The organism is Enterobacter sp. PL_is379, from assembly GCF_055817355.1.
The window spans coordinates 128,590-154,643 of record NZ_JBVPGT010000029.1; the positions used below are offsets into that span (position 1 = coordinate 128,590).

At 53.8% G+C, this 26,054-nt stretch carries 22 protein-coding genes and 3 tRNA genes; 11 read left to right on the forward strand and 14 right to left on the reverse strand.

What is annotated here, in order from left to right:
* Position 1: 1 nt before the first annotated feature.
* The 6 genes from AC0TOY_RS13115 to AC0TOY_RS13140 all read right to left on the reverse strand — a co-directional run bounded on the left by AC0TOY_RS13115 (position 2) and on the right by AC0TOY_RS13140 (position 6,590).
* Positions 2 to 1,726 carry an OmpA family protein gene (locus AC0TOY_RS13115; RefSeq protein ID WP_473721935.1) on the reverse strand — a complete coding sequence of 575 codons (1,725 nt, stop codon included), beginning with the start codon at positions 1,724 to 1,726 and terminating at the stop codon, positions 2 to 4.
* Between the two features lie 3 nt (positions 1,727 to 1,729).
* The gene (gene tssL / locus AC0TOY_RS13120) at positions 1,730 to 2,383 is read right to left on the reverse strand and encodes a type VI secretion system protein TssL, short form (protein ID WP_473721936.1); all 654 of its coding nucleotides are present in this window, start codon (positions 2,381 to 2,383) and stop codon (positions 1,730 to 1,732) included.
* A complete protein-coding gene (gene tssK / locus AC0TOY_RS13125) occupies positions 2,380 to 3,717 on the reverse strand; it encodes a type VI secretion system baseplate subunit TssK (protein ID WP_473721937.1) in 1,338 nt (445 codons plus the stop codon). Before tssK ends, tssL begins: the two co-directional genes overlap by 4 nt.
* Before the next feature lie 18 nt (positions 3,718 to 3,735).
* Positions 3,736 to 5,280: a type VI secretion system contractile sheath large subunit gene (tssC, locus tag AC0TOY_RS13130; RefSeq protein WP_473721938.1), complete on the reverse strand. Its 1,545-nt coding sequence runs from the start codon at positions 5,278 to 5,280 to the stop codon at positions 3,736 to 3,738.
* A 32-nt stretch (positions 5,281 to 5,312) separates the two neighbouring features.
* Entirely contained in the window at positions 5,313 to 5,810 is a 498-nt protein-coding gene (gene tssB, locus AC0TOY_RS13135) for a type VI secretion system contractile sheath small subunit (RefSeq protein WP_090420038.1), read from the reverse strand.
* Positions 5,811 to 6,452: 642 nt separating this feature from the next.
* Positions 6,453 to 6,590, reverse strand: coding sequence for a hypothetical protein (locus tag AC0TOY_RS13140; protein ID WP_159427010.1), 138 nt, complete (start codon positions 6,588 to 6,590; stop codon positions 6,453 to 6,455).
* A gap of 12 nt (positions 6,591 to 6,602) precedes the next feature.
* Between AC0TOY_RS13140 and lpxP the strand changes: the two genes are divergently transcribed.
* Positions 6,603 to 7,523 carry a kdo(2)-lipid IV(A) palmitoleoyltransferase gene (lpxP, locus tag AC0TOY_RS13145; RefSeq protein ID WP_473721971.1) on the forward strand — a complete coding sequence of 307 codons (921 nt, stop codon included), beginning with the start codon at positions 6,603 to 6,605 and terminating at the stop codon, positions 7,521 to 7,523.
* Between the two features lie 357 nt (positions 7,524 to 7,880).
* The gene (gene ypdK, locus AC0TOY_RS13150) at positions 7,881 to 7,952 is read left to right on the forward strand and encodes a membrane protein YpdK (protein WP_099458937.1); all 72 of its coding nucleotides are present in this window, start codon (positions 7,881 to 7,883) and stop codon (positions 7,950 to 7,952) included.
* A gap of 52 nt (positions 7,953 to 8,004) precedes the next feature.
* On the opposite strand, the gene alaC is transcribed toward ypdK, so the two are convergent.
* Positions 8,005 to 9,243 (reverse strand): alanine transaminase, encoded by a 1,239-nt coding sequence (alaC, locus tag AC0TOY_RS13155; protein ID WP_023308710.1) that lies wholly within the window; start codon positions 9,241 to 9,243, stop codon positions 8,005 to 8,007.
* A gap of 386 nt (positions 9,244 to 9,629) precedes the next feature.
* Between alaC and AC0TOY_RS13160 the strand changes: the two genes are divergently transcribed.
* Entirely contained in the window at positions 9,630 to 11,336 is a 1,707-nt protein-coding gene (locus tag AC0TOY_RS13160; RefSeq protein WP_024907633.1) for a sensor histidine kinase, read from the forward strand.
* A 3-nt stretch (positions 11,337 to 11,339) separates the two neighbouring features.
* The gene (locus tag AC0TOY_RS13165; protein ID WP_208763123.1) at positions 11,340 to 12,071 is read left to right on the forward strand and encodes a LytR/AlgR family response regulator transcription factor; all 732 of its coding nucleotides are present in this window, start codon (positions 11,340 to 11,342) and stop codon (positions 12,069 to 12,071) included.
* 35 nt (positions 12,072 to 12,106) lie between these two features.
* Here AC0TOY_RS13165 and glk read toward each other — a convergent pair whose 3' ends face one another.
* Entirely contained in the window at positions 12,107 to 13,072 is a 966-nt protein-coding gene (gene glk / locus AC0TOY_RS13170) for a glucokinase (protein ID WP_208763124.1), read from the reverse strand.
* Positions 13,073 to 13,277: 205 nt separating this feature from the next.
* Between glk and AC0TOY_RS13175 the strand changes: the two genes are divergently transcribed.
* Entirely contained in the window at positions 13,278 to 14,513 is a 1,236-nt protein-coding gene (locus AC0TOY_RS13175) for an ion channel protein (RefSeq protein ID WP_024907630.1), read from the forward strand.
* On the opposite strand, the gene ipdC is transcribed toward AC0TOY_RS13175, so the two are convergent.
* Complete coding sequence (gene ipdC, locus AC0TOY_RS13180) at positions 14,514 to 16,172, reverse strand: indolepyruvate decarboxylase (protein ID WP_267215126.1); 1,659 nt, start codon at positions 16,170 to 16,172, stop codon at positions 14,514 to 14,516.
* A gap of 187 nt (positions 16,173 to 16,359) precedes the next feature.
* On the opposite strand from ipdC, the gene mgrA reads away from it, so the two are divergent.
* Together mgrA and AC0TOY_RS13190 are read left to right on the forward strand one after the other, a co-directional pair.
* Entirely contained in the window at positions 16,360 to 17,358 is a 999-nt protein-coding gene (mgrA, locus tag AC0TOY_RS13185) for an L-glyceraldehyde 3-phosphate reductase (protein ID WP_267215127.1), read from the forward strand.
* 127 nt (positions 17,359 to 17,485) lie between these two features.
* Positions 17,486 to 17,836 carry a DUF2502 domain-containing protein gene (locus AC0TOY_RS13190; RefSeq protein WP_024907627.1) on the forward strand — a complete coding sequence of 117 codons (351 nt, stop codon included), beginning with the start codon at positions 17,486 to 17,488 and terminating at the stop codon, positions 17,834 to 17,836.
* A 33-nt stretch (positions 17,837 to 17,869) separates the two neighbouring features.
* Here AC0TOY_RS13190 and AC0TOY_RS13195 read toward each other — a convergent pair whose 3' ends face one another.
* Positions 17,870 to 19,108, reverse strand: coding sequence for an Nramp family divalent metal transporter (locus AC0TOY_RS13195; RefSeq protein WP_024907626.1), 1,239 nt, complete (start codon positions 19,106 to 19,108; stop codon positions 17,870 to 17,872).
* A gap of 348 nt (positions 19,109 to 19,456) precedes the next feature.
* On the opposite strand from AC0TOY_RS13195, the gene AC0TOY_RS13200 reads away from it, so the two are divergent.
* A complete protein-coding gene (locus tag AC0TOY_RS13200; RefSeq protein WP_024907625.1) occupies positions 19,457 to 20,644 on the forward strand; it encodes a NupC/NupG family nucleoside CNT transporter in 1,188 nt (395 codons plus the stop codon).
* 45 nt (positions 20,645 to 20,689) lie between these two features.
* Here the strand turns inward: AC0TOY_RS13200 and AC0TOY_RS13205 are convergent, their stop codons facing one another.
* The 3 genes from AC0TOY_RS13205 to AC0TOY_RS13215 form a co-directional block, all read right to left on the reverse strand.
* Positions 20,690 to 22,879: a sensor domain-containing phosphodiesterase gene (locus tag AC0TOY_RS13205; RefSeq protein ID WP_024907624.1), complete on the reverse strand. Its 2,190-nt coding sequence runs from the start codon at positions 22,877 to 22,879 to the stop codon at positions 20,690 to 20,692.
* Between the two features lie 215 nt (positions 22,880 to 23,094).
* Positions 23,095 to 23,170 (reverse strand) — tRNA-Ala (locus AC0TOY_RS13210).
* A gap of 41 nt (positions 23,171 to 23,211) precedes the next feature.
* Positions 23,212 to 23,287, reverse strand: a tRNA-Ala gene (locus tag AC0TOY_RS13215).
* Positions 23,288 to 23,504: 217 nt separating this feature from the next.
* Between AC0TOY_RS13215 and AC0TOY_RS13220 the strand changes: the two genes are divergently transcribed.
* Together AC0TOY_RS13220 and AC0TOY_RS13225 are read left to right on the forward strand one after the other, a co-directional pair.
* A complete protein-coding gene (locus tag AC0TOY_RS13220; protein WP_048992413.1) occupies positions 23,505 to 23,867 on the forward strand; it encodes a YfeC-like transcriptional regulator in 363 nt (120 codons plus the stop codon).
* A gap of 1 nt (position 23,868) precedes the next feature.
* On the forward strand, positions 23,869 to 24,261 hold the full coding sequence (locus AC0TOY_RS13225) for a YfeC-like transcriptional regulator (RefSeq protein WP_032645222.1): 393 nt from the start codon (positions 23,869 to 23,871) through the stop codon (positions 24,259 to 24,261).
* 38 nt (positions 24,262 to 24,299) lie between these two features.
* On the opposite strand, the gene gltX is transcribed toward AC0TOY_RS13225, so the two are convergent.
* Positions 24,300 to 25,715 carry a glutamate--tRNA ligase gene (gene gltX / locus AC0TOY_RS13230; protein ID WP_024907621.1) on the reverse strand — a complete coding sequence of 472 codons (1,416 nt, stop codon included), beginning with the start codon at positions 25,713 to 25,715 and terminating at the stop codon, positions 24,300 to 24,302.
* 258 nt (positions 25,716 to 25,973) lie between these two features.
* Here gltX and AC0TOY_RS13235 point away from each other — a divergent pair.
* Positions 25,974 to 26,049, forward strand: a tRNA-Val gene (locus tag AC0TOY_RS13235).
* The last annotated feature ends 5 nt before the right edge of the window (positions 26,050 to 26,054 follow it).

Consider the following 26,054-nt stretch of genomic DNA (forward strand, 5'->3'; position numbering starts at 1 on the left):
ATTACTCTCCATTGTGTAGTGAAGCGCCATCATCCTGCGATGGCGCCGGGTGTTTGCCGGGTATCTGACAGGCATTCGCCTGCGGTACCAGACTGATTTCGACACGGCGGTTGAGCGCACGCCCTTCCAGGGTGTCGTTGGTTGCGACAGGACGGCTTTCGCCATAGCCCTGCACCGCAAAACAGCTTTCCGGTACATCACCGGTATCACGCATCCAGTTGCGCACCGCTTCGGCGCGTTTCAGAGACAGCGTCTGGTTCAGTTGCGGATTGCCGGTGTTATCGGTATGCCCAGACACGACAATCAGCCAGCCCGGTTTCGCTTTGATGCCAACCAGTGAATTCACTAGCATCCTGGTGGAACCCGCTTTCAGCACGGACTTGCCGGAATCGAACAGCGACATGCTGTCGAGGCGAATGGTTCTCGGTCCCTGGATGATTTTCTTAATGACCGGTGGAGGCGGTGGCGGAGGTGCCCAGTCGCTGAGAGCGGCCTCAACGAGCGGAACCAGGCGCAGCCCCTGATATAGTCCCAGGCGATAACGTAGTGGTTCCCCACGACGCAGCCAGTCGTCGAGCAACGCACCATCAGCCCGCAGACGCTGCTGCGCATGCAGTTTCGGTTCAAGAGGCTTACCGCTCAGTTGGTGATACAGTGCAAGATGATCGCCAACGTTACGGATGAGGCGCTGGTTGTTCATCCAGGACGCCAGCATCGCCAACGCAAGGAAAATGCCCCCGAGTAGCCCGGCATAACCCCAGAATACCTTCCGACGGCTAATACCATGTCGGCGTGGTAACGCCGGCAGAAGCAGTTCAGGTAGCGGCAGTGGCTCTGTGGTCACGGCCGCATCCGGTGGCAGAGCCGTCAAAGAGGTAACGTGCTGTTGCCAGAGATTGCCCGCGATACCGTTCACTCGCACCATGCACATGCCCTGCACACAGGGCTTCATCACGGGTAACTCACCCCGCCGTACCGACAACAAGTCATTCACCGCGCTTTTCTGCCAGGCAAGCAGACTGTCCAGCCACAGGGCCTGACTCAGACGGGAAAAACGTCCGTCTGACCCAGTATCCCGGGCCCACTCCGTCAGTGACACATTGCCCTGACCAGGCTGATAGACCTGAATACCGCTCCGCTGGCTTATCGTGGTAAACCAGACAGGCTCGGCTTCCGCATACGCCGCCGGTGGTGACACCCAGGTTACGGTCCACAATGGAGGGAGCGTGCCGAATGCCGCGCGACACTGGACGACAGCACGCTGCCAGCCCCGAAGAGACTGGGTAAAATCATCGCTGGATATGTGCTGCTCAGGCACAACCGCCAGCATGACCGAGATTTGCGACACCAGAGCCGGGCGCACCAAACTCAGGTGCTGTGCAAAGAGCGGTAGTTGCTCTGCATCCTTTACCCACAGATACCAGCCCTGCCGGGTTTCCCGGTGACGGGTTCCGGACACAAAGAGTGGAGCGTTATCACCACAGACAAAGATAACCGCCCCCTGAAAATCTTCCGGCGGCAGGCTTTCATCCACGATCTCACGAACAGCGGTTGCCCTCGCCAGAGAACCCCGACGCTGGCACCAGAAAATAACTCCGGCCGCCAGAGCAACCAGAAGACCGAGTGCTACACGGCTGCCCGTGGACAATGGCCAGAATCCCAGAACGAGCCACAGCGCCAGAATGGCACCCAGGGCAGTTAACAGACTTCGGTACATAACCCGCATCGCCTACCCCAGCCTGACGATCTGGCTTACCAGTTCGGTAAGCGAAGACGAAAGGAAGAACCAGAGCGCTGCCAGGGCGACAGCGGCCACAACCCAGCTCAGCCAGTACCAGCGACGGCCGCTGCGCAGACGCGATGCGCGGGCAACAATGGGGGCATCTTGTGCCAATGTGAAGGCGGGCACCCGCTCTGCGAGAGCGCGAACAATATCTTCCCTACGCTCATCATCCTGAGCGCGATACTGTCCCACGAACCCCAGTTGCAGAGCCCGGTACATACAGGTCAGGACGGCGGTATCAGGGGCTGTTTCTTTCAGCAGGTTACGGATCCTTTCCCACAGCTCTTCACCTGCGTTGAGGGTACCAAAGAAGTGTGCCTGCAGCGGGTCACGGCGCCAGGTCAGGTAGCCAGCATCGGTGGTTCCCCGGTTCATCACGCTCTCATCAAGCAGTGCACACAGGGTATACACCATATGGTCACGGCTGATGTCGCTGTAACCAGCCTCAGTGAGCGCCGCTTTCGCCTCTTGCACCAGACGGCAGGCCCTCCGGTATAGCCCTTCCCCGTCACGGACTTCCTGACCGCCCCGTATCTGGCTGGCCATCAGCCAGCCCGGGTAGAAAATACGTTCTATCTGGCTGAGTTCAGATTTATTCATGTACGCAGCACCGCAAAGAGTTCGAGATCAACATCCCCCAGCGAGCGCGGGGTATAGAAGGTGCAACAGCCCATCTCAAGCATGGCGCGAGCCGCCTCACTGCTCAGATCCAGCGAGAAATACTGATTCTCAAGGCGCAACGGGATAGCGGCCGGAACATGCGTCAAAGGCTTAATCAGCATCCCACTCAGCGCTACATTCACCACATCCGAAACATCATCAAAGCTGCCCGCTTTACACAACTGCGGGAATTTTGTCTGAAGCTCATGGTTCGGCATGGAAGAACGTACTGAGAGGTAGAAGTCCGCCCCTTCGCGCAGACGCGCGTCGTGCAGGGCACCTTTCCAGATCTGGTCCTGATGCTCGAGGTAGATTCTTACGACCCGCGACGGCAGGCTCGCTTCAAGGAGCTTGTCCAGCAATGCCAGCAAAGGCGGGAATACCCGTTCCGGTGCATCATGCTGATAAGCAGGAATGTCCCCGGCGTCATGTTCCAGTGAGAATGTCAGCAGGCTGCCGGCAAGACGAGTCAGTTCGCGGTACAGGAGTTCCGGGTGACGATCGGGCGTCTGCAGAAGTTCCGTTAACACCGGCTCGGCGCTGTTCAGCGCATTCAGCAGCCAGAACAGGGAGACATCCGCGACAGCAAAGTCTGCCATCCGCTCATTGCTTTCACGGCGCATAGCCATCAGGCGACGGCGGCGGGCCTGCAGACGAACCAGCAGGTCACCCAGTTCGGTGGCCAGCGACGGGCTTGCAGAAAGGGAAAGCATCGGCGGAATGAAAGCCGGGTCCCGGCTCCACTGCCCCTGAGCATTACGCACCAGGCGGGTCACCGGACAGGTCAGGTATGCCGTATTTTCCTGGCTGGACAAACGCAGGGTCAGCGCATGACGCAAAATGGCCAACTCTCCGCTTTCATACCCAGCCAGTTCCTGCACCACCACACGTTCGGCTTTCCAGCGACGCGGGCGTTCACTGTCCTGTCCGTTATCGAGGTTGCCACCACTGGCGCTCAGCAGCGGCAATGCGGCAACCACCTCAACAACCTCTGAGCCGTATGCGGCAGACAAATCACAGACCGGCGGAATATTATCCGCCAGATCCGTATCAACAATCGTGCCATCCTGGAAACTTACGACCAGACGGATGGCATTCAGACGCGAGAGCGCAAGTGCAGCATCATCAAATTCTGCCGCAACCACGCCCCAGGGATGAGAAATACCCATCCGGGCGACCATGCTGGCAACGTGCTCAATCCAGCGGACCTGCTGCTGGAACTGTTGCGGGGCCAGAGTGGCCCCATCCTCCCAAAGTGGGCGGTAAATTTTCATCCCTGATCACCCCTCGCCTTACGATTTCGCTTTCGGCATCTGGGAAACCAGCGACAGGTTTACGTCCATCCCTTCCACCTGGAAGTGCGGGATCGCATACAACTTCACGCGGAAGAAGCCAGGATTATCCTCAATATCTTCCACCACCACTTTTGCATCACGCAGTGGATGAGAAGCCTGAAGTTCGTCGCCCGGATCGGTCATTTCGGTCACCAGACTGCGGACCCAGGTGTTCAGCTCAAGCTCCAGAAGTCGGCGATCCTTGGTGGTACCGATGTTCTCGCGCTGAATCAGCTTCAGGTAGTGGGCGATACGCGACAGCAGGAAGATGTACGGCAGGCGGGCGTTGATGCGGCTGTTAGCCGTCGCATCTGCGGTGTCATACAGAGCCGGTTTCTGAGCGGAGTTGGCTGAGAAGAAGCAGGCGTAGTCGCGGTTTTTATAGTAGGACAAAGGAATAAAGCCCAGATTCGCGAACTCGAATTCACGCGTTTCAGGGATCATGACCTCAGACGGGATTTTTACCTGATTGCCGGTACCCAGGTCATACAGATGGATAGGCAGATCCTGAACCGCACCGCCGGCCTGTGGGCCACGGATTTGTACGCACCAGCCATTATTGATAAAGCTACGCACCATGTTGGACGCGAAGGCAAACGACGCATTCGTCCACAGGTATTTGTCGTGATCCGGACCTTTGACTTCTTCAACATAGTTGAAGCTGCGAACCGGAACGGTATCCGGGCCATACGGTAAACGACCCAGTACGCGGGGCATCACCAGACCGATGTAGCGAGCGTCGTCCGTATCGCGGAACGATTTCCACTTGATGTACTCTGCGCGGTCAAAATAGTTACCAATATCTTTAATCGCCGCGACGTCTTCCATTGACTCCTTGAGGAAGAATTTCGGGCCTGCCGAGCCGATGAACGGCATATGCGCAGCCGCGGATACTTTAGAGATGTTGCGCAGCAGAGCGACATCCTGCGCTGAAGCATCGAACTCATAAGCGGAAATCAGCGCAGCAATCGGCTCGCCGCCCGGGGTATCATATTCATCAATGTAGGCGTGTTTATAGAGACCACTCTGGATGATTTCCGGGCTGTCTTCAAAGTCCTGGCGCAGGTCTTCTTTAGACATGCTCAGAAGCTCAATTTTCACGTTCTGGCGAAAATCCGTTTTATCAACCAGCGACTTTACGCCGCGCCACAGGCTCTCAACCGCCTGAAAATCTTCATGGTGCATAACGGCGTCGAGCTGGCGGCTTATCTGGTAATCGAGCTCAGCGATGTGGTGATCGATCAGGCTTTTATCCAGTTTTTCGACCTTCGAGCCTGCCTTTGTCAGGCATTCCAGAAAGACCTGCATACCTGCGGTCAGACGCTCGTCAGCGGTCGCATCCGACATCGCCTGCGCATCTTGCCAGATATCCAGCGCGCTCAGCTCGGAGACAGGGTTCAGATTGATTTTCTCAAAAAGTGAGGCGTATACCCCACCCACAGCAGGGCGTTCCAGCACCACGCTTTCCCCGCCAGCAGTATTATTTTGTACAGACATGAGCATTCCTTGATTAATCCGTTAAAACAGCATGATGGTTAAGGTTTTTTTGAAGCCAGTGCGGATAGTTCATTTCGCAACTCAGCACTAAGTGACTGGTCAAGAACGATTTTCTCCAGCTCTTTTCGGAAAGTCTGGTTATCCAGCAGGTTGGCTTTCAGATCGCGGAGCAAGTTGCGCATCGCCAGCATCGCCTTCAGCTGTGGAATTTGGGCTGCCACCTGCTCTGGCGTGAAATCTTTCATGCTCTGGAAAGTCAGCTGAATGTTGTCCTCACCACCATCGTCAGACAGCGTATTTTTAACGGCCAGATTAACTTTTGGGGAATATTCGGAAAGAACGCTATCAAAATTATTTTTCGTGATGTTAACTTTTTCACGCTCAGATATTGAAGAAGACTCCCGCCCATTACTGAAATCACCTGTAACCAGTAATTTCAATGGCAATTCCATTTTCTTGCTTGCCCCGCCAGTATGCAGGTCAAGCTTCAGGTTAATACGTGCCTTAGGCACCTCATTCTGAAAACTGTCAGCCATCTCATCACCCCTTTTTGTTTTGGTATGCCAACTTCACGGTATCGTTCTTGATGCGCAATAATAGAATAATGATCGAATCAAAATCAAATACACAGATCTTTTATCTGAGATAAGAAATTTCTTAAGAATTTTCCACTAAAACATTATGGCGAATTACTCTGCCATCTCAGAAAAAGACACTGCTTTTGGTATGCAAACCGAATATTTGTATCGAAAAAATGATCGCATACAGATAGACGGCAGGAAAAATACGTTATATTGATTTGCATCAAAATGTTGAGACCAAAAATCATGAATTGAGGGCAATGTATTATTGCAGCACGATAAAAACAGAATACTTTTCAATAATGGATACAAACTGAATTATTGGTTGCATAAATAATACATGAGAATTTTCACATGGAATTTTCCTATTCGCGAATGTTGAAGCGATAAATAAACTTCACAAGTGCGTAATCGGTCACGAATAAGTACGCAGCTCTTTTATCCACACACCCTCATCAGAAGATGCTCTCTCTTCCCGGATAGGGCAGACGGCATACTCTTGCATGCGAGTGATTATAAAATCTGTAAAATCAAGCACCTTCCAAACTGCCGCTTTTTTAATCAAAAACGAGTAATAGCACATATCGTATAACGGTGCTACATTACGCCGCCCGCCCAAATCAGCAGTGGCCAGGCAACGCCGTAAAGTTCGGTAAAGCCTGCAACCATCACCTTGAAGAACGGTCTTATCGGCACGTCGTATCGCAAACTCTGCGCTACCTTTACAGGCTTCACATAGGTTTTACTATTTTGTCTCAATCCAAATTTCAACGCGCGTTTTTACACCCGCGTTACTGGTTTACATGGTTTGGTCTTGGCGTTCTCTGGCTGCTGGTTCAACTTCCGTACCCTGTACTGCGTTTGCTGGGGTCGAAACTGGGCAGCGCTTCCCGCTTCTTCCTGAAACGTCGCGAATCCATCGCGCGTAAAAATATTGAGCTTTGCTTTCCGCAGTACAATGCCGAAGAGCGCGAGAAGCTCATCGCTGAAAACTTTAAGTCTATCGGCATGGCGCTGCTTGAAACCGGCATGGCCTGGTTCTGGCCGGATGAGCGTGTCCGCAAGTGGTTTGACGTGGAAGGCCTGGATAATCTTAAGCGCGCGCAGATGCAAAAACGCGGCGTGATGGTCGTTGGCGTTCACTTTATGTCGCTGGAGCTGGGCGGCCGCGTGATGGGGCTTTGTCAGCCAATGATGGCAACCTACAGACCGCACAACAGTCCGCTGATGGAGTGGGTACAGACGCGAGGCCGCATGCGTTCCAATAAGGCGATGATCAGCCGTAACAACCTGCGCGGCATGGTCGGTGCCCTGAAGAAAGGTGAAGCCGTCTGGTTTGCACCCGATCAGGATTATGGACGTAAAGGCAGCAGCTTTGCGCCTTTCTTTGCCGTTAAAGACGTTGCGACGACTAACGGCACCTTTGTCATTTCGCGTCTGTCGGGCGCTTCCATGCTGACCGTAACGATGGTGAGAAAAGCAGATAAGTCAGGCTATCGTCTGCACATCTCCCCTGAAATGGCTAACTATCCGGAAAACGAGTGCGAAGCCGCAGCGTTTATCAATAAAGTCATCGAAACTGAAATCATGCGTGCGCCAGAGCAGTATCTGTGGATGCATCGCCGTTTCAAAACCCGCCCTCTTGGCGAAGCCTCTCTCTATATTTAGTCTTTCAGGAAGGTTAGTTTCGCTAAGAAACTAACCTTTTCAATCACCTGTCATCCCGTTGAGAAGCCCTCTTTCGTTGCGTCGCCCAAAGTGAATTTATTGCGATGCGAAATCAAACTGTCGCCGATCCACGACACTCGTAAGTGACGGAAATTATTTAAAAAAATGCCTCTTGTCACCCCTCATTTTTAGGCGTACATTAGCGCCGTCTGGCAACAGGAAAGCACAGAATTCTGAACTGGAGTTAACGGCGTAACGGGAAAATTCTCATTTCCGTTTTGACCGGATTTCAGTTCTCTATAATCAGGTGGACTCTGTTTTTAAATGCGTACCACAAGATACGCGGAGCGATGAAACGTGAAATATTTCTTTATGGGCATTTCGGTGATTGTTTTAGTCTGGGCCGGAACCTTTGCCCTGATGATCTAGTGAAGAACATGCAGTCAAAAAAACAGGAGCCATCGGCTCCTGTTTTTTTATGTCATGACGACGCGGGATGTTCAGCGACGCTCTTTGAAGTGAGAAGACCGTCGGCCCGGAACATACTCTTGATGCCCCTCACCGCCTGACGGATACGATCGCTGTTTTCAATCAGGGCAAATCGCACATGGGTGTCGCCGTAATCACCAAAGCCAATGCCCGGTGATACGCACACCTTCGCATCCTGCAGCAGCTTTTTGGCAAACTCCAGCGATCCCATCGCCGCGTACGGCTCCGGAATTTTTGCCCAGACGTACATGGACGCCTTCGGCATTTCCACCATCCAGCCTGCTTCATGCAAGCCCTTTACCAGCACGTCACGGCGGCGCTTATACTGGGCGGCAATCTCGTGAACGCACTGCTGGTCGCCTTCCAGGGCAGCGATAGCCGCGACCTGTAGCGGCGTGAAGGTACCATAGTCGTGGTAACTCTTAATGCGCGCCAGTGCGCTCACCAGCGTTTTGTTACCCACCATAAAGCCAATACGCCAGCCCGCCATGTTGTAGCTTTTTGACAGCGTAAAGAACTCGACCGCCACGTCACGCGCGCCCGGAACCTGCATGATGGAAGGCGCTTTCCAGCCGTCATAGACGATGTCAGCGTAGGCTAAATCATGAACCACCAGTACGTCATAACGTTTAGCCAGGGCGACGACTTTCTCGAAGAAATCGAGCTCCACGCACTGGGCGGTTGGGTTCGACGGGAAACCGAGGATCATCATCTTCGGTTTCGGATAACTTTCGCGAATCGCACGCTCCAGTTCGTTAAAGAAATCGACACCTTCCACCAGCGGAACGGAACGGACCTGCGCCCCGGCAATCACCGCGCCGTAGATGTGGATCGGATAGCTTGGATTAGGCACCAGCACCGTATCGCCATGATCCAGCGTGGCCAGCATCAGGTGTGCCAGCCCCTCTTTCGAGCCGATGGTGACAATCGCTTCACTTTCAGGATCGATATCAACCTGATAGCGATCCTGATACCAACGCGAGATCGCGCGACGTAATCTGGGAATACCGCGAGACGTTGAGTAGCCGTGCGTATCCGGGCGCTGGGCAACCGTACAGAGCTTCTCAACAATATGCGGTGGCGTTGGGCCGTCAGGGTTACCCATGCTGAAATCAATGATATCTTCGCCGCGCCGACGCGCAGCCATTTTCAGTTCAGCAGTGATATTGAAAACATAAGGGGGGAGACGATCGATACGCGTAAAACGGCGTTCAGGACTGAATTCAGCCATAGATTCCTCAGATTAACGTTAGCGCCCGGACCGTCCGAGCGACGCTGCCACCGATGTGGCATGCTTAGAAAATAACCTGAAAAAAATCATGCTGTCGAGAGGGAAATGAAAAAAAAGCGATCGCCTGAAAACCGGAACCCGGCAGTGCCAAAAAGCGGAAGCCCCTGTTTCAGGGTTGGCTTTCTGATAGCCATTATTTAACAGGATGATATCAAAACAGTTACCTGACGATGCGCTGGCTATAAAAAATCAGGCCGTGTCCGTTACCGCCGGACAATCCCCTTTAAGAATTATGGTTTTTCCTCATTTGATAAACCTGACGGATAGCTGGTCAATACGCGCCAGGTTTTTTATCATGGTTCTTTCCCGTTTTCCCAGGTCTACTCGTGCACGAAATATTCACTATGCTGCTGGCGGTTTTTGACCGTGCGGCATTAATGCTGATTTGCCTGTTCTTCCTCATCCGCATTCGCCTGTTTCGCGAGCTGTTGCACAAATCCGCCCACTCGCCAAAAGAGCTGCTGGCCGTTACCGCCATCTTTTCGCTGTTCGCCCTGTTCAGCACCTGGTCAGGCGTGCCGGTAGAGGGCTCGCTGGTTAACGTGCGCATTATCGCCGTGATGTCCGGCGGAATTTTGTTTGGCCCGTGGGTGGGCGTTATCACCGGCGTGATTGCCGGAACCCATCGCTACCTGATTGATATCGGCGGCGTAACGGCGGTGCCCTGCTTTATTACCAGCATTATCGCCGGGGTGCTCTCCGGCTGGATCAGCCGCAAAATCCCGAAAAAACAGCGCTGGCGCGCCGGGATCGTCGCAGGCATGGTGTGCGAAACGCTGACTATGATCCTGGTCGTCGTCTGGGCCCCCACCACCGCGCTGGGGCTGGATATCGTCTCGAAAATCGGGATTCCGATGATCCTGGGCAGCGTGTGCATCGGTTTTATCGTGCTGCTGGTGCAAAGCGTTGAAGGGGAAAAAGAGGCCAGCGCCGCCCGTCAGGCCAAGCTGGCGCTGGATATCGCCAACAAAACGCTGCCGCTTTTCCGCCACGTTAACGCGGAATCGTTGCGTCAGGTCTGCGAGATTATCCGCCACGACATCCACGCAGACGCCGTCGCCATCACCAATATTGACCACGTGCTGGCCTATGTTGGCGTCGGGGAACACAACTATCGCGATAATGATGACACCATCAGCCCGACCACCAGACAGGCGATCAATTACGGTAAAATCATTATTAAAAACAATGACGAAGCCCACAGAACGCCGGAAATCCACTCCATGCTGGTGATTCCGCTGTGGGAGAAAGGCGTCGTGACGGGCACGCTGAAAATTTATTACTGTCACGCGCATCAGATCACCTCCTCCCTGCAGGAGATGGCGATTGGCCTGTCGCAGATTATCTCCACTCAGCTGGAAGTCTCCCGTGCAGAACAGCTGCGTGAGATGGCAAATAAGGCAGAGCTGCGCGCGCTGCAGAGCAAAATCAATCCCCATTTCCTGTTTAACGCGCTGAACGCGATCTCCTCGTCCATTCGTCTTAATCCGGACACCGCGCGCCAGCTGATTTTTAACCTGTCCCGCTATCTGCGCTACAACATCGAGCTGAAAGATGACGAGCAGATCGACATCAAAAAAGAGCTGTATCAGATCAAGGATTACATCGCGATTGAACAGGCGCGCTTTGGTGACAAGCTCACGGTCATTTACGATATTGATGAAGAGGTCAACTGCGTGATTCCGAGCCTGCTTATCCAGCCGCTGGTCGAAAACGCGATTGTTCACGGCATTCAGCCCTGTAAAGGCAAAGGGGTAGTCACCATCAGCATTACCGAAAGCGGTAACCGGGTACGCATTGCCGTGCGCGATACCGGCCACGGGATTGACCCAAAAGTCATTGAGCGCGTGGAGTCTAACGAGATGCCCGGGAATAAAATCGGCCTGCTGAACGTGCACCACCGGGTCAAGCTGCTTTACGGCGACGGACTGCATATTCAGCGTCTTGAGCCGGGCACCGAAATTGCTTTTTACGTCCCGAATGAGCGCTCTCCCGTTCATTCGACAACATCACTGTTGCCCCAGGTGGAGTAACCCATGAAAGTTATCATCGTAGAAGATGAATTCCTGGCTCAACAGGAGCTCACCTGGCTTATCAACACCCACAGCAAGATGGAGATTGTGGGTACGTTTGATGATGGTCTGGACGTGCTGAAGTTTTTGCAGCATAACCGGGTCGACGCTATCTTCCTGGATATCAACATTCCGTCGCTGGATGGCGTATTGCTGGCGCAAAACATCAATCAATTTGCCCATAAGCCGTTTATCGTTTTCGTTACCGCCTGGAAAGAGCACGCCGTTGAGGCCTTCGAGCTGGAGGCGTTTGACTATATCCTTAAGCCTTACCAGGAGTCGCGGATTGTCAGCATGCTGCAAAAGCTGGAGGCCGCATGGCAGCAGCAGACCGCCCCCGCTAGCGCCACCCCAACGGTACGGGAAAACGACACCATTAATCTGGTCAAAGATGAGCGCATCATCGTGACGCCGGTCAATGATATCTACTATGCCGAAGCCCATGAAAAGATGACGTTTGTTTATACGCGGCGGGAATCTTACGTGATGGCGATGAACATCACCGAGTTTTGCAGCAAGCTGCCTGCGTCGCACTTTTTCCGCTGCCACCGGTCGTTCTGCGTGAATTTAAACAAGATCCGCGAGATCGAACCCTGGTTTAACAACACCTACATTTTGCGCCTGAAGGATCTGGATTTTCAGGTGCCGGTGAGCCGCAGCAAGGTGAAAGAGTTCCGCCAACTGATGCACCTGTAAAGAAAAAGCCCTCTCCCGCGGGAGAGGGCCATGCATCAGAGAATTTGACCGAGAACCTGACGCAGGTGGGCACCCGACCCCAGCAGGCCTGGATTATCATGCACGATCAGATAAACCGGAATGTCCTGCACGTAGCTTCTGAAGCGCCCTTTATCCTCAAACCCGCCGCGGAAGCCCGAGGCTTTAAAGAAGTCGAGGAAGCGCGGTACGATCCCGCCCGCAATATAGACCCCACCGAAGGTTCCCAGCGTCAGCGCCAGGTTGCCGCCGAAGCGTCCCATAATCACGCAGAACAGCGACAGGGCACGACGGCAGTCAATGCAGGTGTCCGCCAGCGCGCGTTCGGTGACGTCTTTCGGCTGCAGGTTTTCCGGCAGACGACCGTCAGATTTCACAATCGCCCGATACAGGTTCACCAGCCCCGGCCCCGAAAGGACACGCTCGGCGGAGACGTGGCCGATCTCAGCGCGTAATTCTTCGAGGATAATGCCCTCTTCTTCGCTGTTTGGCGCAAAGTCTACGTGGCCGCCTTCACCCGGCAGGCTCACCCAGCGCTGAGCAACGTGCACCAGATGTGAAACGCCCAGGCCGGTACCGGCCCCGTAAACCGCAATCGGCTTACCTTCGACAGGTTCAGCGCCGCCAAACTGGATCAGATGCTCCGGCTTCAGCATCGGGATCGCCATGGACACCGCGGTGAAGTCATTGATGATTTCAAGATGCGCAAAGCCGAGGCTTTTTTTCATCTCGGCGATGGAGAATGCCCAGGTATGGTTGGTCATTGCGACCCAGTCGCCGGTTATCGGGCAGGCAATGGCGATGCAGCCATCTTCAACGCTAACCTGATGCTCGTCCAGATAGACGCGGACAACGGCCTCAAGGCTTGGATAATCCAGCCCTGAGTAGGTTTTCGCCCGGGAAATTTCACCGCTACTTACATCGCATAATGCGAGGCGCGCGTTCGTGCCGCCCACATCACCTACCAAAGCATACTTTGTCATTCTTCTACTGCTCCGCTAAAGTCAGAATAAATCTTTGGGACACTGTAAATTCAAGGCGTGATAACAACAACGGCCGTAAGGTGAATGCCCATGGATTATCGATCTTCGTCACAGAATAACTTTACCGTTTCAGCACCTTTTGCACTATTGCCATAAAGCTTAATGTGCAAAGTAACGTAATACCGTTTTGTACAAGGAAATCATCATGCTCCACCCGCGAGCCAGAACCATGCTGTTGCTGGCTATTCCGGCGCTAATCATTGGCGTGGTTTCAAGCCTGGTGCTCATTGTCGTGATGAAAGTCGCGTCGGTGCTGCAAACACTATTATGGAACGCGCTTCCTGCAGGACTGGGGGTCACCGCGGATTCTCCTGCCTGGATCGTTGTGATGCTAACGTTGACCGGTATTGCGGTGGGCCTGGTGATCCGTTTCAGTCCTGGCCATGCTGGACCAGACCCGGCACAGGAACCGCTGATTGGTGCCCCGGTTTCTCCTTCGGCACTGCCGGGGCTGATTATCGCGTTGATTCTCGGTCTGGCCGGTGGCGTCAGCCTGGGACCAGAGCATCCGATTATGGCGGTCAACATTGGCCTGGCGGTTTTCCTCGGTTCACGCATTTTGCCCCGCGTCGGCGCGCTGGACTGGACCATTCTCGCCTCCGCAGGCACCATCGGAGCGCTTTTCGGTACACCCGTCGCTGCCGCACTGATCTTTTCGCAGACGCTCAGCAGCAATAACGACGTCCCCCTGTGGGATAAACTCTTTGCGCCGCTGATGGCCGCCGCCGCCGGGGCGTTGACCACCAGCCTGTTTTTCCATCCTCATTTTTCACTCTCACTCCCCCACTACGGCCAGATGCAAATCGCCGATATTTTCAGCGGCGCCATCGTCGTCGCTATCGCCATTGCGCTGGGGATGGTGGCGGTATGGTGCCTTCCACGTCTGCACCGGCTAATGCATAGACTCAAACACCCGGTGTTAATTCTGGGGGCTGGCGGTTTGATCCTCGGTATTTTAGGGGCAATCGGTGGGACGGTGACGCTGTTTAAAGGTCTGGACGAGATGCAGCAGCTGGCCTTCAGCCAGGTATTTAGCGTCTCCGACTATCTGCTGTTTGCCGTAATCAAGCTGGCAGCGCTGGTGGTGGCGGCCGCCTGCGGTTTCCGCGGTGGACGCATCTTCCCGGCGGTCTTTGTCGGCGTCGCGCTGGGGCTGATGCTGCACGAACATGTCGATGCGGTGCCGGCGGCGATTACCGTCTCCTGCTCTATTCTGGGACTGGTTCTGGTGGTCACGCGCGACGCGTGGCTCAGCCTGTTCATGGCGGCGGTAGTCGTACCGGATTCGACGCTTTTCCCTCTGCTTTGTATCGTGATGTTGCCCGCCTGGCTCCTGCTGGCGGGCAAACCGATGATGATGGCCTGGCGAAACGACAAGTAGTCAGGCGTTATTGCGCGCTTCCAGCGCTCTGGTAAGCGCCCCCAGCAGCGGTGGAATATCTGCTTTTGGCAGCATCACCTCAATCAGCGAGAGCCGCTCGTGGTGCGCCACTTTTTCAAGGACGTCCGCCAGCTGCTCCGCTTCACTGACCCGCCAGCACTGGGCCTGAGGATCAAGGCTCAGTGCCTGCGGGATTTGCGTCCAGTTCCATAGCGCAATGTCGTTATACCGCTGCTCCGGCCCGTGGATCGCCCTTTCTACCGTGTACCCTTCGTTGTTAAGGACCAGAATGATGGGGTGCTGTTTATCCCGCAGCATTGAGCCTAGCTCCTGAATGGTGAGCTGCGCCGCGCCATCCCCCGTCAGCACAATCACACGCCGGTTCGGGCAGGCCGTTTGTGCGCCAAATGCCGCCGCCAGCGTATAGCCAATCGATCCCCACAGCGGCTGGACGATAAAATTCACGTCAGCCGGCAGACGAAGGTCGATCGCGCCGAAGGCCGAGGTGCCCTGATCCGCAAGAATGATGTCCCCCGGGCGGATAAACGTCTGCAACGTTTGCCAGAAATTCGCCTGCGTCAGCGAGCCATCCGGCTGCGGGTAGGCCATCGCGCTTTGAGAGGCCGGTACCGGCGTATCGTGTACGTGCTGTTTACACAGCTCCACCAGCGTTTCGATTGCCTGGAGCATGGGGATGCCGGTAAACCAGATATCACCGACGCGTGAGGCGTGAGGCTGAACTTCTATCGTTTGAGCCGGGGTAAGCTGATGCGTGAAGCCGGCGGTCAGGGTATCGGTAAATCGCGTGCCGATGCACAGCACGGTATCCGCCCCTTCAATCGCCTCTTTTACCGCGCCGGCGCTCGCCGAACCGCTGTACGTGCCGTAAAAACCGGCGTGACGCTCGTCAAATATGCCTTTACCCATCAGCATAGTGGCGTGCGCCATCGGCACGTCCTTGACCCATTTCTGTAGCGCATGCTTCAGGCCATGGCGCAGGACAAGGAAATCGGCCAGCAGCGCAGTACGCTTGCTCCTGGCAAGCCTGTTTTCTGCGGCATCCCGGAACGCTTTCAGACAGGCGCTATCGGCATGCGCGTGCCGGAGCGTGAGAGCGTTTACAGGCGGTGTGGCGGCCTTTTTAGCCACGTCGGCGGGCAGCATCAGATAGCCGGGACGACGTTCCCGGAGCATGGTCGTTAATACCCGGTCGATTTCATAACAGGCGTTTTGTTCGGTCAGGATCGCCTGTGCAGCGGTGATCGGTTCGCTCATATGGTAAAAATGACGAAACTCACCGTCGCCCAGCGTATGGTGCAGCAGCTCACCTCTTTGCTGTGACGCCGTACCCGGCGCACCCACAATATGCAAGACCGGAACGTGCTCGGCGTAGCTGCCCGCAATGCCGTTCATGGCGCTTAACTCTCCTACGCCAAATGTCGTCAGCAGCGCGGCGAAGCCCTTACATCGGGCATATCCATCAGCGGCGTAAGAGGCGTTTAACTCGTTGGCACAGCCCACCCAACAGATATCCGGGCTGTCTATCACATGGTCGAGAAACTGCAGGTTATAGTCGCCCGGCACGCCAAACAGATGATCGGCTCCACAATCTGTAAGACGGTCCAGCAGGTAATCGGCGACGCAGTATGGGGTACGCATAAACAGGTATCCTTCTAATGTTTTGACCTCACCTTGAGTATTAAATAAGCGTGATGGCTGTCCAGAATTGGCGATAAGAAGACCATGGAAAGAATGCTTTACAAAAAAGGCTGCGCTATGCTGCTTTTTTTCACGTAGATGTAAACGCATACACTGATTTTTTACTTCAGCGCCAGAGGTTAAGAAAATGGGTTATCAGCCGGATAAAAATCGTTACGGGACAATGGAGTATCGCCGCTGCGGGCAAAGCGGGCTCAGGTTGCCCGCCATCTCGCTTGGGCTGTGGCATAACTTTGGTGACGCCACCCTTATCGAAAACAGCCGTCAACTTTTACAGCGTGCGTTCGATCTGGGCATTACGCATTTCGACCTTGCCAACAACTATGGCCCGCCGCCCGGATCCGCGGAACGTAATTTCGGCCGTATTTTGCAGGAGGATTTCCTGCCCTGGCGCGATGAGCTGATCGTCTCCACCAAAGCGGGTTATACCATGTGGGAGGGGCCTTACGGTGACTGGGGATCGCGCAAATATCTGCTGGCAAGCCTCGATCAAAGCCTGAAGCGCATGGGGCTGGAGTATGTGGATATCTTCTATCATCACCGGCCAGATCCGGAAACGCCGCTGCAGGAAACCATGAAAGCGCTTGACCATGTGGTGCGCCAGGGAAAAGCCCTGTATGTCGGGTTATCCAACTACCCGGCGGTTCTGGCTCGCCAGGCGATTGATATCCTTAATGACCTCGGTACGCCCTGCCTGATCCACCAGCCGAAATACTCCCTCTTTGAACGTGCGCCGGAAGCGGGACTGCTGAACGTGCTGCAGGAAAAAGGGGTTGGCTGTATTCCCTTCTCGCCCCTGGCCGGCGGGCAACTGACCAACCGCTATCTGAACGGCATTCCGGCAGACTCACGCGCGGCAAGCGGCAGTAAGTTCCTTAACCCTGACCAGATAACCGAAGAGAAGCTGGAGAAGGTTAGAAAGCTGAATGCCATGGCGGAAGAGCGCGGCCAGAAGCTGTCCCAGATGGCGCTGGCCTGGGTATTACGCCATGAGAATGTGACGTCAGTACTGATTGGGGCAAGTAAAGCGGCGCAGATTGATGACGCCGTGGGCATGCTGGCAAACCGCCATTTCTCTGCGGAAGAACTGTCCCGTATAGAAGGCATTCTGAACAGCTCAAAATAGAACCACTTTTAGCAAAAAGTGCTCTCCCTCAGGAATTCGGAGTTGAGGCGATGAAACGAGGCTTTACCAACTCGTAAAATTGCGTTAACAGGCCCCACAAAGGCCCCGATCGTGAAGGAGAAAGAGTATGTTCAGGTCACTGATTCTTGCAGCGGTATTACTGGCTTCAGCCCCGCTGATCGCCACTGCGGGCGAAATCACCCTGTTGCCATCAGTAAAATTACAAATTGGCGATCGTGATGACTACGGCAGATACTGGGACGGTGGCTACTGGCGCGACCGTGACTACTGGAACCGTCACTATGAGTGGCGCGGAGACCGCTGGTGGAAACATGATAACGGCAGACACCGCGGCTGGTATAAAGACAGCGCCTACGAGCGTGGCTACCGTGAAGGGTGGAACGATCGTGATGACCGTCGCGGCGGCTGGGGTCGCGGCAAAGGTCACGGACATGGCCACCACGGTCATGACGACTAACAGCAAAAAGGAGCCTCACGGCTCCTTTTTCTTTTAGAGTCCCAACGCTGTGCCAATCAGCAGCCACAGGTTCAGCGCCACCACCACCACCACGATGGCCCACCCGGTCCGTTTCACCAGCGTTGAGTTGACCAGTTCACCCATCAGGTTTTTGTCGCTGGTAAAGATCAGCAGCGGCACCAGCGCCAGCGCGATACCAAAGCTCAGCAGCACCTGGCTCATGACCAGAATTCGCGTGGGGTCGAGCCCCATCAGAATCACAACAAATGACGGCAGCATGGTGACGGAGCGACGCACCCACAGCGGAATATGGAACCGGACAAACCCCTGCATCACCACCTGGCCTGCCAGCGTGCCCACCACCGTGGAAGAAAGACCGGCAGCCACCAGGCTAAGACCAAATATCGTGGCGGCAGCATGGCTCAGCAGCGGCTCCAGCGTGAGATACGCCTGGTCGAGATCGGCAATACCGGTGTGACCGTTAAAGTGGAAAGCGGCAGCTGCGGTAGCCATCATCGCCAGATTGACAAACCCGGCGATGGTCATGGCGATCGCCACGTCCCATTTGGTGGCGGAGTAACGCTCTTTGCGCGTCCCACCGTGGAGATGCTGCGTCAGCGAGGAGTGCAGGTAAATCACATGCGGCATGATGGTCGCCCCCAATACCCCGGCGGCCAGGAACACCGCTTCCGAGGTTGGCAGGCTTGGGATCGCCATCCCTTTAGCGAGCTGCGCCAGATTCGGCTGTGAGAAAATCAGCTCGACGATATAGGCCGCCGCGACAAACAGCAGCAGACCGCCAATGACCTTCTCCAGCGGCTTTTGACCCCGACGCTGTAGCATCAGGATCAGGAACGTGGCAATCCCGGTGAGTACCGCCCCCTGCAACAGCGACACGCCCAGAATCAGCTTAAAGCCGATCGCTGCGCCGATAAACTCAGCGAGGTCAGTGGCCATAGCGATGATTTCCGCCTGGATCCAGTAGAGCCAGACGGCCGGACGCGGATAATGGTCGCGAATTTGCTCCGCCAGGTTTTTGCCCGTGGCAATCCCCAGCTTTGCAGAGAGCATCTGAATCAGCATCGCCATCAGGTTAGCCCAGACGACCACCCACAGCAGCTTATAGCCGAAGCTGGCCCCGGCCTGAATATTGGTCGCAAAGTTACCTGGATCGATATAGCCAATGGCAGCGATGAACGCAGGTCCCATTAATGCGAACCGCAACTTGCGCGCGGCTCTGCCACTGCTACCCTCTACGCGACTGTTTGTCATTTCTGCCTCTGAAATATAGCCTTTGCTATGTTTAATGCTATCAAAATGAGAATGATTATCAAGTTCATTTGTGAAGTTTACAGTGATTTCTCTGATAGCTTTGAACGATAGACGGGCGGGTAAGTGGGGCGATCTAACAGAAACTGAAATCGCGCGCGCTTTTGTGAAGACTAGCACACAAACTTAACTTTTCACTCATTTACCTAACATAACAAAAATGTATTGTGGATCACTATTTTTGAGACTCGTCACAGGATGTAACTATAGTGTGTCCTCGATCTCGTTTTCTTTTCGCTTGTTACATAGAATGTGCACGAAAATTAAACCTGCCTCATATTTGGAGCAAATATGGACCGCGTCCTTCATTTTGTCCTGGCACTTGTTGTCGTTACTGCACTTGCATTGCTGGTCAGCACAGACCGCAAAAAAATTCGTATCCGTTATGTTGTCCAGCTGCTGGTCATTGAAGTTTTACTTGCGTGGTTCTTCCTGAACTCCAACGTAGGCCTCGGCTTCGTAAAAGGCTTCTCCGAAATGTTCGAAAAACTGCTCGGATTCGCCAATGAAGGGACCAACTTTGTCTTCGGTAAAATGAACGACGAAGGTCTGGCGTTCTTCTTCCTGAAGGTTCTCTGCCCAATCGTCTTCATCTCCGCACTGATCGGTATTCTGCAGCACATCCGCGTTCTGCCGTTCATTATTCGTGGAATTGGCTTCCTGTTATCCAAAGTGAACGGCATGGGCAAGCTGGAATCCTTTAACGCCGTCAGTTCCCTGATCCTCGGTCAGTCTGAGAACTTCATCGCGTATAAAGATATTCTCGGCAAAATGTCCCGCAACCGCATGTACACCATGGCAGCAACCGCAATGTCTACCGTTTCCATGTCTATCGTGGGCGCGTATATGACCATGCTGGAGCCAAAGTATGTTGTTGCGGCGTTGGTTCTGAACATGTTCAGCACCTTTATCGTTCTGTCGCTGATCAACCCGTACCGCGTTGACGCCAGCGAAGAGAACATCCAGATGTCAAACCTGCACGAAGGCCAGAGCTTCTTCGAAATGCTGGGTGAGTACATTCTGGCCGGTTTCAAAGTGGCGATTATCGTTGCCGCCATGCTGATCGGCTTCATTGCGCTGATTTCTGGCCTGAACGCCCTGTTCGCCGCGGTGCTGGGTATCTCCTTCCAGGGGATTCTGGGCTACATCTTCTACCCTGTTGCATGGGTGATGGGTGTTCCGGCTCACGAAGCGCTGCAGGTGGGCAGTATCATGGCAACCAAGCTGGTTTCTAACGAATTCGTTGCGATGATGGATCTGCAGAAAATTGCCAGCACGCTTTCTCCGCGCGCGGAGGGCATTCTGTCCGTGTTCCTGGTCTCCTTCGCTAACTTCTCGTCCATCGGGATTATCGCGGGTGCGATTAAAGGTCTGAACGAAGAACAGGGTAACGTGGTTTCTCGCTTTGGCCTGAAGCTGGTTTACGGCTCTACGCTGGTGAGCGTCCTGTCTGCTTCCATCGCGGCACTGGTACTGTAACGTTTACCGTTAAACAAAAAACCGGGAGCCTGGCTCCCGGTTTTTTTATGCCCGCAACTCTTCCAGCGGTTTGGGTTTACCTATCAGGTAGCCCTGCAGGTAATCCACGCCGAAGCGAAGCAGCATCTCCCGCTGCTCAGGTGTTTCTACATATTCCGCCACAACGCACAGCGATTTCGTCTTCGCCAGATTACACATCGACTGGACGATCATCGCATCCATATCGTCGGTACAAATGTCTTTAACAAAACAGCCGTCAATTTTAATGATATCTGCCTGCAGGCGTCTGAGACGCTCGTAGTTGGCGTAGCCAGTACCAAAATCATCAATGGCAATCCGGAAACCGTAATCCCGCAGCTGCTGAATATTGTGGATGCTGCAGCCAGAGTTTGAGAAGGCCTGCTCTTCGGTGATCTCAATCACGACGGCCTGCGGCGCAACGCCGTAGCGTTCAAAGAGCGCGCAAATCTCGTTCGCCACCTCTTTTTGCATCAGCGTGAGCGGCATCAGATTGACGGAAAAACGGGCGCCAGCCTGCGTTGCAGGGTGATCGCGCAGCCACACCAGTAATTTTTCCATGACGCACATATCAAACCGATGGCTGAGGTTGAACTGGGCAATCAGCGGAATAAAGCGGTCAGGGGTGAAGATCTCGCCCTCGCTCTCCATACGCGCCAGGATTTCGTAATACCCGCTCCCGTCCGCCTTCTGGATCGGTTGCGCGTATAAATGGAACTGCCCCGCCTCAAGGGCATGCTTAATTCGCGCCAGCATCAGGACACGCTCTGTCGTTTGGCCTGATGCCGCCTCAAGGCTATTTGTGAGCGCGAGAACGTTTTGCTCTCCGCAGGCCTGCTCTGCCAGCCAGCTCAACTGTCCCAGCGTGTGATGCAGCTTTTCGCCGTTTTCGACCATTCCCCAGGACGCGCCAAATTCAATATCCAGCCCGGTGTTGTTCCAGAAAATCTTACGGCTGTTCAGCCGATCGACCATGTGCTGGAGACGCTCGGCGGTTCCCGGTCCCAGTAATACCAGCACCAGTTCGCTTCCCGGAAGCTGGAAGAGCGTCTCATCTTTCTGCAAAAGCGGCTGTAGCGACGTGGCGATCGTACGTTTGCAGTGGACCCGCATGATAATCCCGTAGTGGCGGCTCAAAAACTCCAGGTTATCCATACGCAGAATGCACACTTTGGCTTCCGGATGAATCTCGAGGTAATCCTCCAGCGCACGAATATTGGGCAAACCGGTCAGCGGATCGGTCAGCGCCCTGCCCTGCCAGCCCCGTTTCAGCCACTCGCTGCGCTGGTAAATTCGTGACATGTAAAGCAGACAGATAGCAAAAGAGATAAGCACGGACAGGATAAAAGAGAGCGAATGGCCCGATTCCACCCCGTTAAGGAAGTTGTAGTTGTAGGTCAACAGCAGGAGCGCGGATGCAGCCCACAGCAGAGAGATAAGCGCATAGCTCAGGCGGCTTATCGCTAAGGTAAAAAGAATAAAAATCAGCGGCATCAAGTAGCCCGCAATGACCGGTGATTCAAAAGGACCACATAAAATGACGAGAATGAAGCCTAAAAGCATCAGCCAGACAAAAATAAATAATAGATTCTTGTGATTAAACACGGGCTTCACGCTTCGCCGCCAGAAGGTCATGGCATAACGAGGATTAATTATCATTCTTAATGGGTAATAGAACATCATGGTAAAAATCAATGCCGCACATATCAGGCTTTGTATATCCACAACGTTATAAATTACCGTTCCTTCGCCGAAAAAGGTGGAAATAGTCACCGGAAAATCAAACAAATAGCCTGCCATATACATCGACAGTTTAATACCTAATGGCACAATAAAACCGAGCCAGAATATACGTAGCCCGATGTGCTTGTTAGGGATGCTGTGACGCCAGCGCTTGCCCAGCATGAGGCGCAGCAGGCCGCACGCCGCAAACAGCGCAAAGGTCTGACAGAACAGTAAAACTGAATATTGTAGCGGTGCTAAATTAACATAAAATAAATTAGTGACAGTAAAACCTAACACAATGGGAAGAATTGCCCTGCGCCCAAATAGCAGAATTACTGCCAGCATAACGCTTAGCGGTAGCCATGCTAAATAAACGTCGTGACCATTAACCATTGCGCGGGGGGAGAGATAACGGGAGACAGGTACCGCAATCAGACAAAGTGTCAGGGCAATTATAAATATCTTTACATTATTGTACGTTTTTCTATTCATTAAGCTGATGAGTATATTATCCGTTCGAATCATTGACCGGGTGGATAATAGGTTTATTAATTGCACGAATCAAGTTCAAGTCTATTTATAGACTGCTTTATTGATGTCGATTGAGGTGAGGTACGAGAATACCTTCTTTTTGATAACAAAATACGGGAGAGTGTGTTACAAACACATAAAAAAAACCCTCGTCTTTTGACGAGGGTTTACAATTTTGGTGGAGCTAAGCGGGATCGAACCGCTGACCTCTTGCATGCCATGCAAGCGCTCTCCCAGCTGAGCTATAGCCCCACATGTTACTTTACTAACCGCACTCTGTTGGGTTCAGAGTTTGGTGGAGCTAAGCGGGATCGAACCGCTGACCTCTTGCATGCCATGCAAGCGCTCTCCCAGCTGAGCTATAGCCCCATCGTAAAGCTGTCATGTTGACGGGCGGCATAATATGAATTCCGCTGCGGAGTGTCAACGGCAAAATCAATTCAAGCCATTCAATCGCCGAAAAATCATGCAAATGAATCACTTTGCGAGCCTGCTCGCAGTCAGGAGTTAAGCCTGTCACGTTTTCACGTAAAACGGTGCTATAAAATGAGCCGTTAATTAACCCCACAGATATTCAGGAAATTGCATGATCAAGGAACGAATGACGCCAGAAGAGTTAGCCCTCCTCACTGGCTATAGCCGCCAGACCATCAATAAATGGGTACGCAAAGAGGGTTGGATTACATCACCAAAGCCAGGCGTCCAGGGCGGGAAAGCGCGCCTGGTGCATGTGAACGAAAAAGTCCGTGACTTTATCCGCAGCGCACGTCGGGCAAGTGAAACGTCCGAACTGCCGGAAGGCACCAGCCATGACGGTTCGCTTCACACCCTACTCCTGACGCTGGCCAATGAAATGACGCCGGAAGAGCAGAAGCAGATGACATCGCTTTTAATGCGGGAAGGGATTACCGGATTGTTGCAACGTTTAGGGATTCGCGATCAGAACTGATATGAAAAAATTACGTAGCAAAATGACCACGGAAGAGCTGGCGGAGTGTTTAGGCGTGGCCAGACAAACGGTTAATCGCTGGATACGCCAGCAGGGGTGGAAAACGGAAGGACTCAACGGCGTAAAGGGGGGTCGGGCTCGGCTCATTCATGTTGATGCGCGCGTGAAGGAACATATTATAAGCCTCCCGGCGATCCGTAACCGTCAGGCGGTTTACCATCTCGCGGAGGCAACGTCTGCCTATAATGGACCCTCTTCAAACCTGTCTCCGGGCATTATTGAGACGCTGGAGAGTATGACTCCGTCAGAGCAGAAGCGTCTGGACGCTTTATTGAAACGCGAGGGTATACACGGTTTTCTTACACGTCTGGGTATCGCGGAAAAAGAGGCATAAAAAAACGGCAGGTTACCCTGCCGTTTTTGTAGACGTGATTACTGCTGATTTTCACGTTCAGCGATGAAGTCCAGCGCCTTGTTAATGCGCGCCACGCTGCGTGATTTGCCGATGGCATGAACCGTTACGTCCAGCGCCGGAGACTGACCCGCACCGGTCACCGCAACGCGCAGTGGCATACCGACTTTACCCATGCCGACTTCCAGCTCGTCTGCCGTTGCCTGAATGGCGTGATGCACATTCTCAGCGGTCCACTCGGTGAGTGCAGCCAGCTTATCACGCACCACTTCCAGCGGCTGACGCGCAACCGGACGGAGGTGTTTCTTCGCGGCGTCCGCGTCGAACGCATCAAACTCTTCATAGAAGTAGCGGCAGCTTTCGGCAATCTCTTTCAGGGTTTTGCAGCGCTCGCCGAGCAGTTTCACCAGATCCGCCAGCTCAGGGCCAGTGCGGGTATCAATATTTGCCTGCTCAATGTGCCACTGCAGATACGTCGCCACATATTCTGGCGGCATGGTATTGATGTAGTGATGGTTCAGCCACAGGAGCTTGTCGGTATTAAATGCGCTCGCTGATTTGCTCACAGAGCTCAGAGAGAACAGTTCGATCATCTCTTCGCGGCTGAAGATCTCCTGATCACCGTGGGCCCAGCCCAGGCGCACCAGATAGTTCAGCAGCGCTTCCGGCAGATAACCGTCGTCACGATACTGCATGACGCTCACCGCACCGTGACGTTTAGACAGTTTTTTGCCGTCATCACCGTTGATCATGGAGACGTGCGCATAAACAGGCACCGGCGCGTTCAGTGCCTTCAGGATGTTGATCTGACGTGGCGTGTTGTTGATGTGGTCTTCACCGCGCACAACGTGGGTAATTTCCATATCCCAGTCGTCAACCACAACACAGAAGTTGTAGGTTGGGGAACCATCGGTGCGACGGATGATCAGATCGTCCAGCTCCTGGTTGCTGAATTCGATCGGGCCACGGATCTGGTCGTCAAAGATCACCGAGCCATCCTGCGGGTTAGCAAAACGCACGACGCAAGGTTCATCAGCAGCATGCTCGCTGTGGTCGTGGCGGCAGCGGCCGTCATAACGCGGCTTCTCACCGTTCGCCATCTGCTCTTCGCGCAGCGCATCCAGACGCTCTTTTGAGCAGTAGCACTTATACGCCGTGCCCGCGACCAGCATCTCATCAATGACGGCGTTATAGCGGTCAAAGCGTTTGGTCTGGAAATACGGGCCTTCGTCCCATTCCAGATTCAGCCAGTTCATCCCATCCATAATGGCTTCAATTGCTTCCGGCGTGGAGCGCTCAAGATCGGTGTCTTCAATACGCAGCACGAACTCACCTTTGTTGTGGCGTGCGAAAAGCCAGGAATAGAGAGCGGTACGTGCACCACCGACGTGCAGATAGCCTGTCGGGCTCGGCGCGAAGCGAGTTTTGATTTTCATGAAATGGCCTTACGTTATAAAGATGCCGGCAATCGGCAAATCCTGGGGAAAAAACGATGGGCAATATTCTATCACTGTGGGGGGAATCCTCAATGTTGATCCCTTTATCATGACCGGGTTTGCGATTTTTGTTTAGAAATCATGCGCCACAGCCCGTTTCGCGATCGTTTTGTTTAATTTTACGACGAACGAATAAAAACTTTAGAAAATGCGTTGACTCATTTTCAACTCTCCCTATAATGCGACTCCACACAGCGGGGGTGATTAGCTCAGTTGGTAGAGCATCTCCTTTACACGGAGGGGGTCGGCGGTTCGAGCCCGTCATCACCCACCATCTAC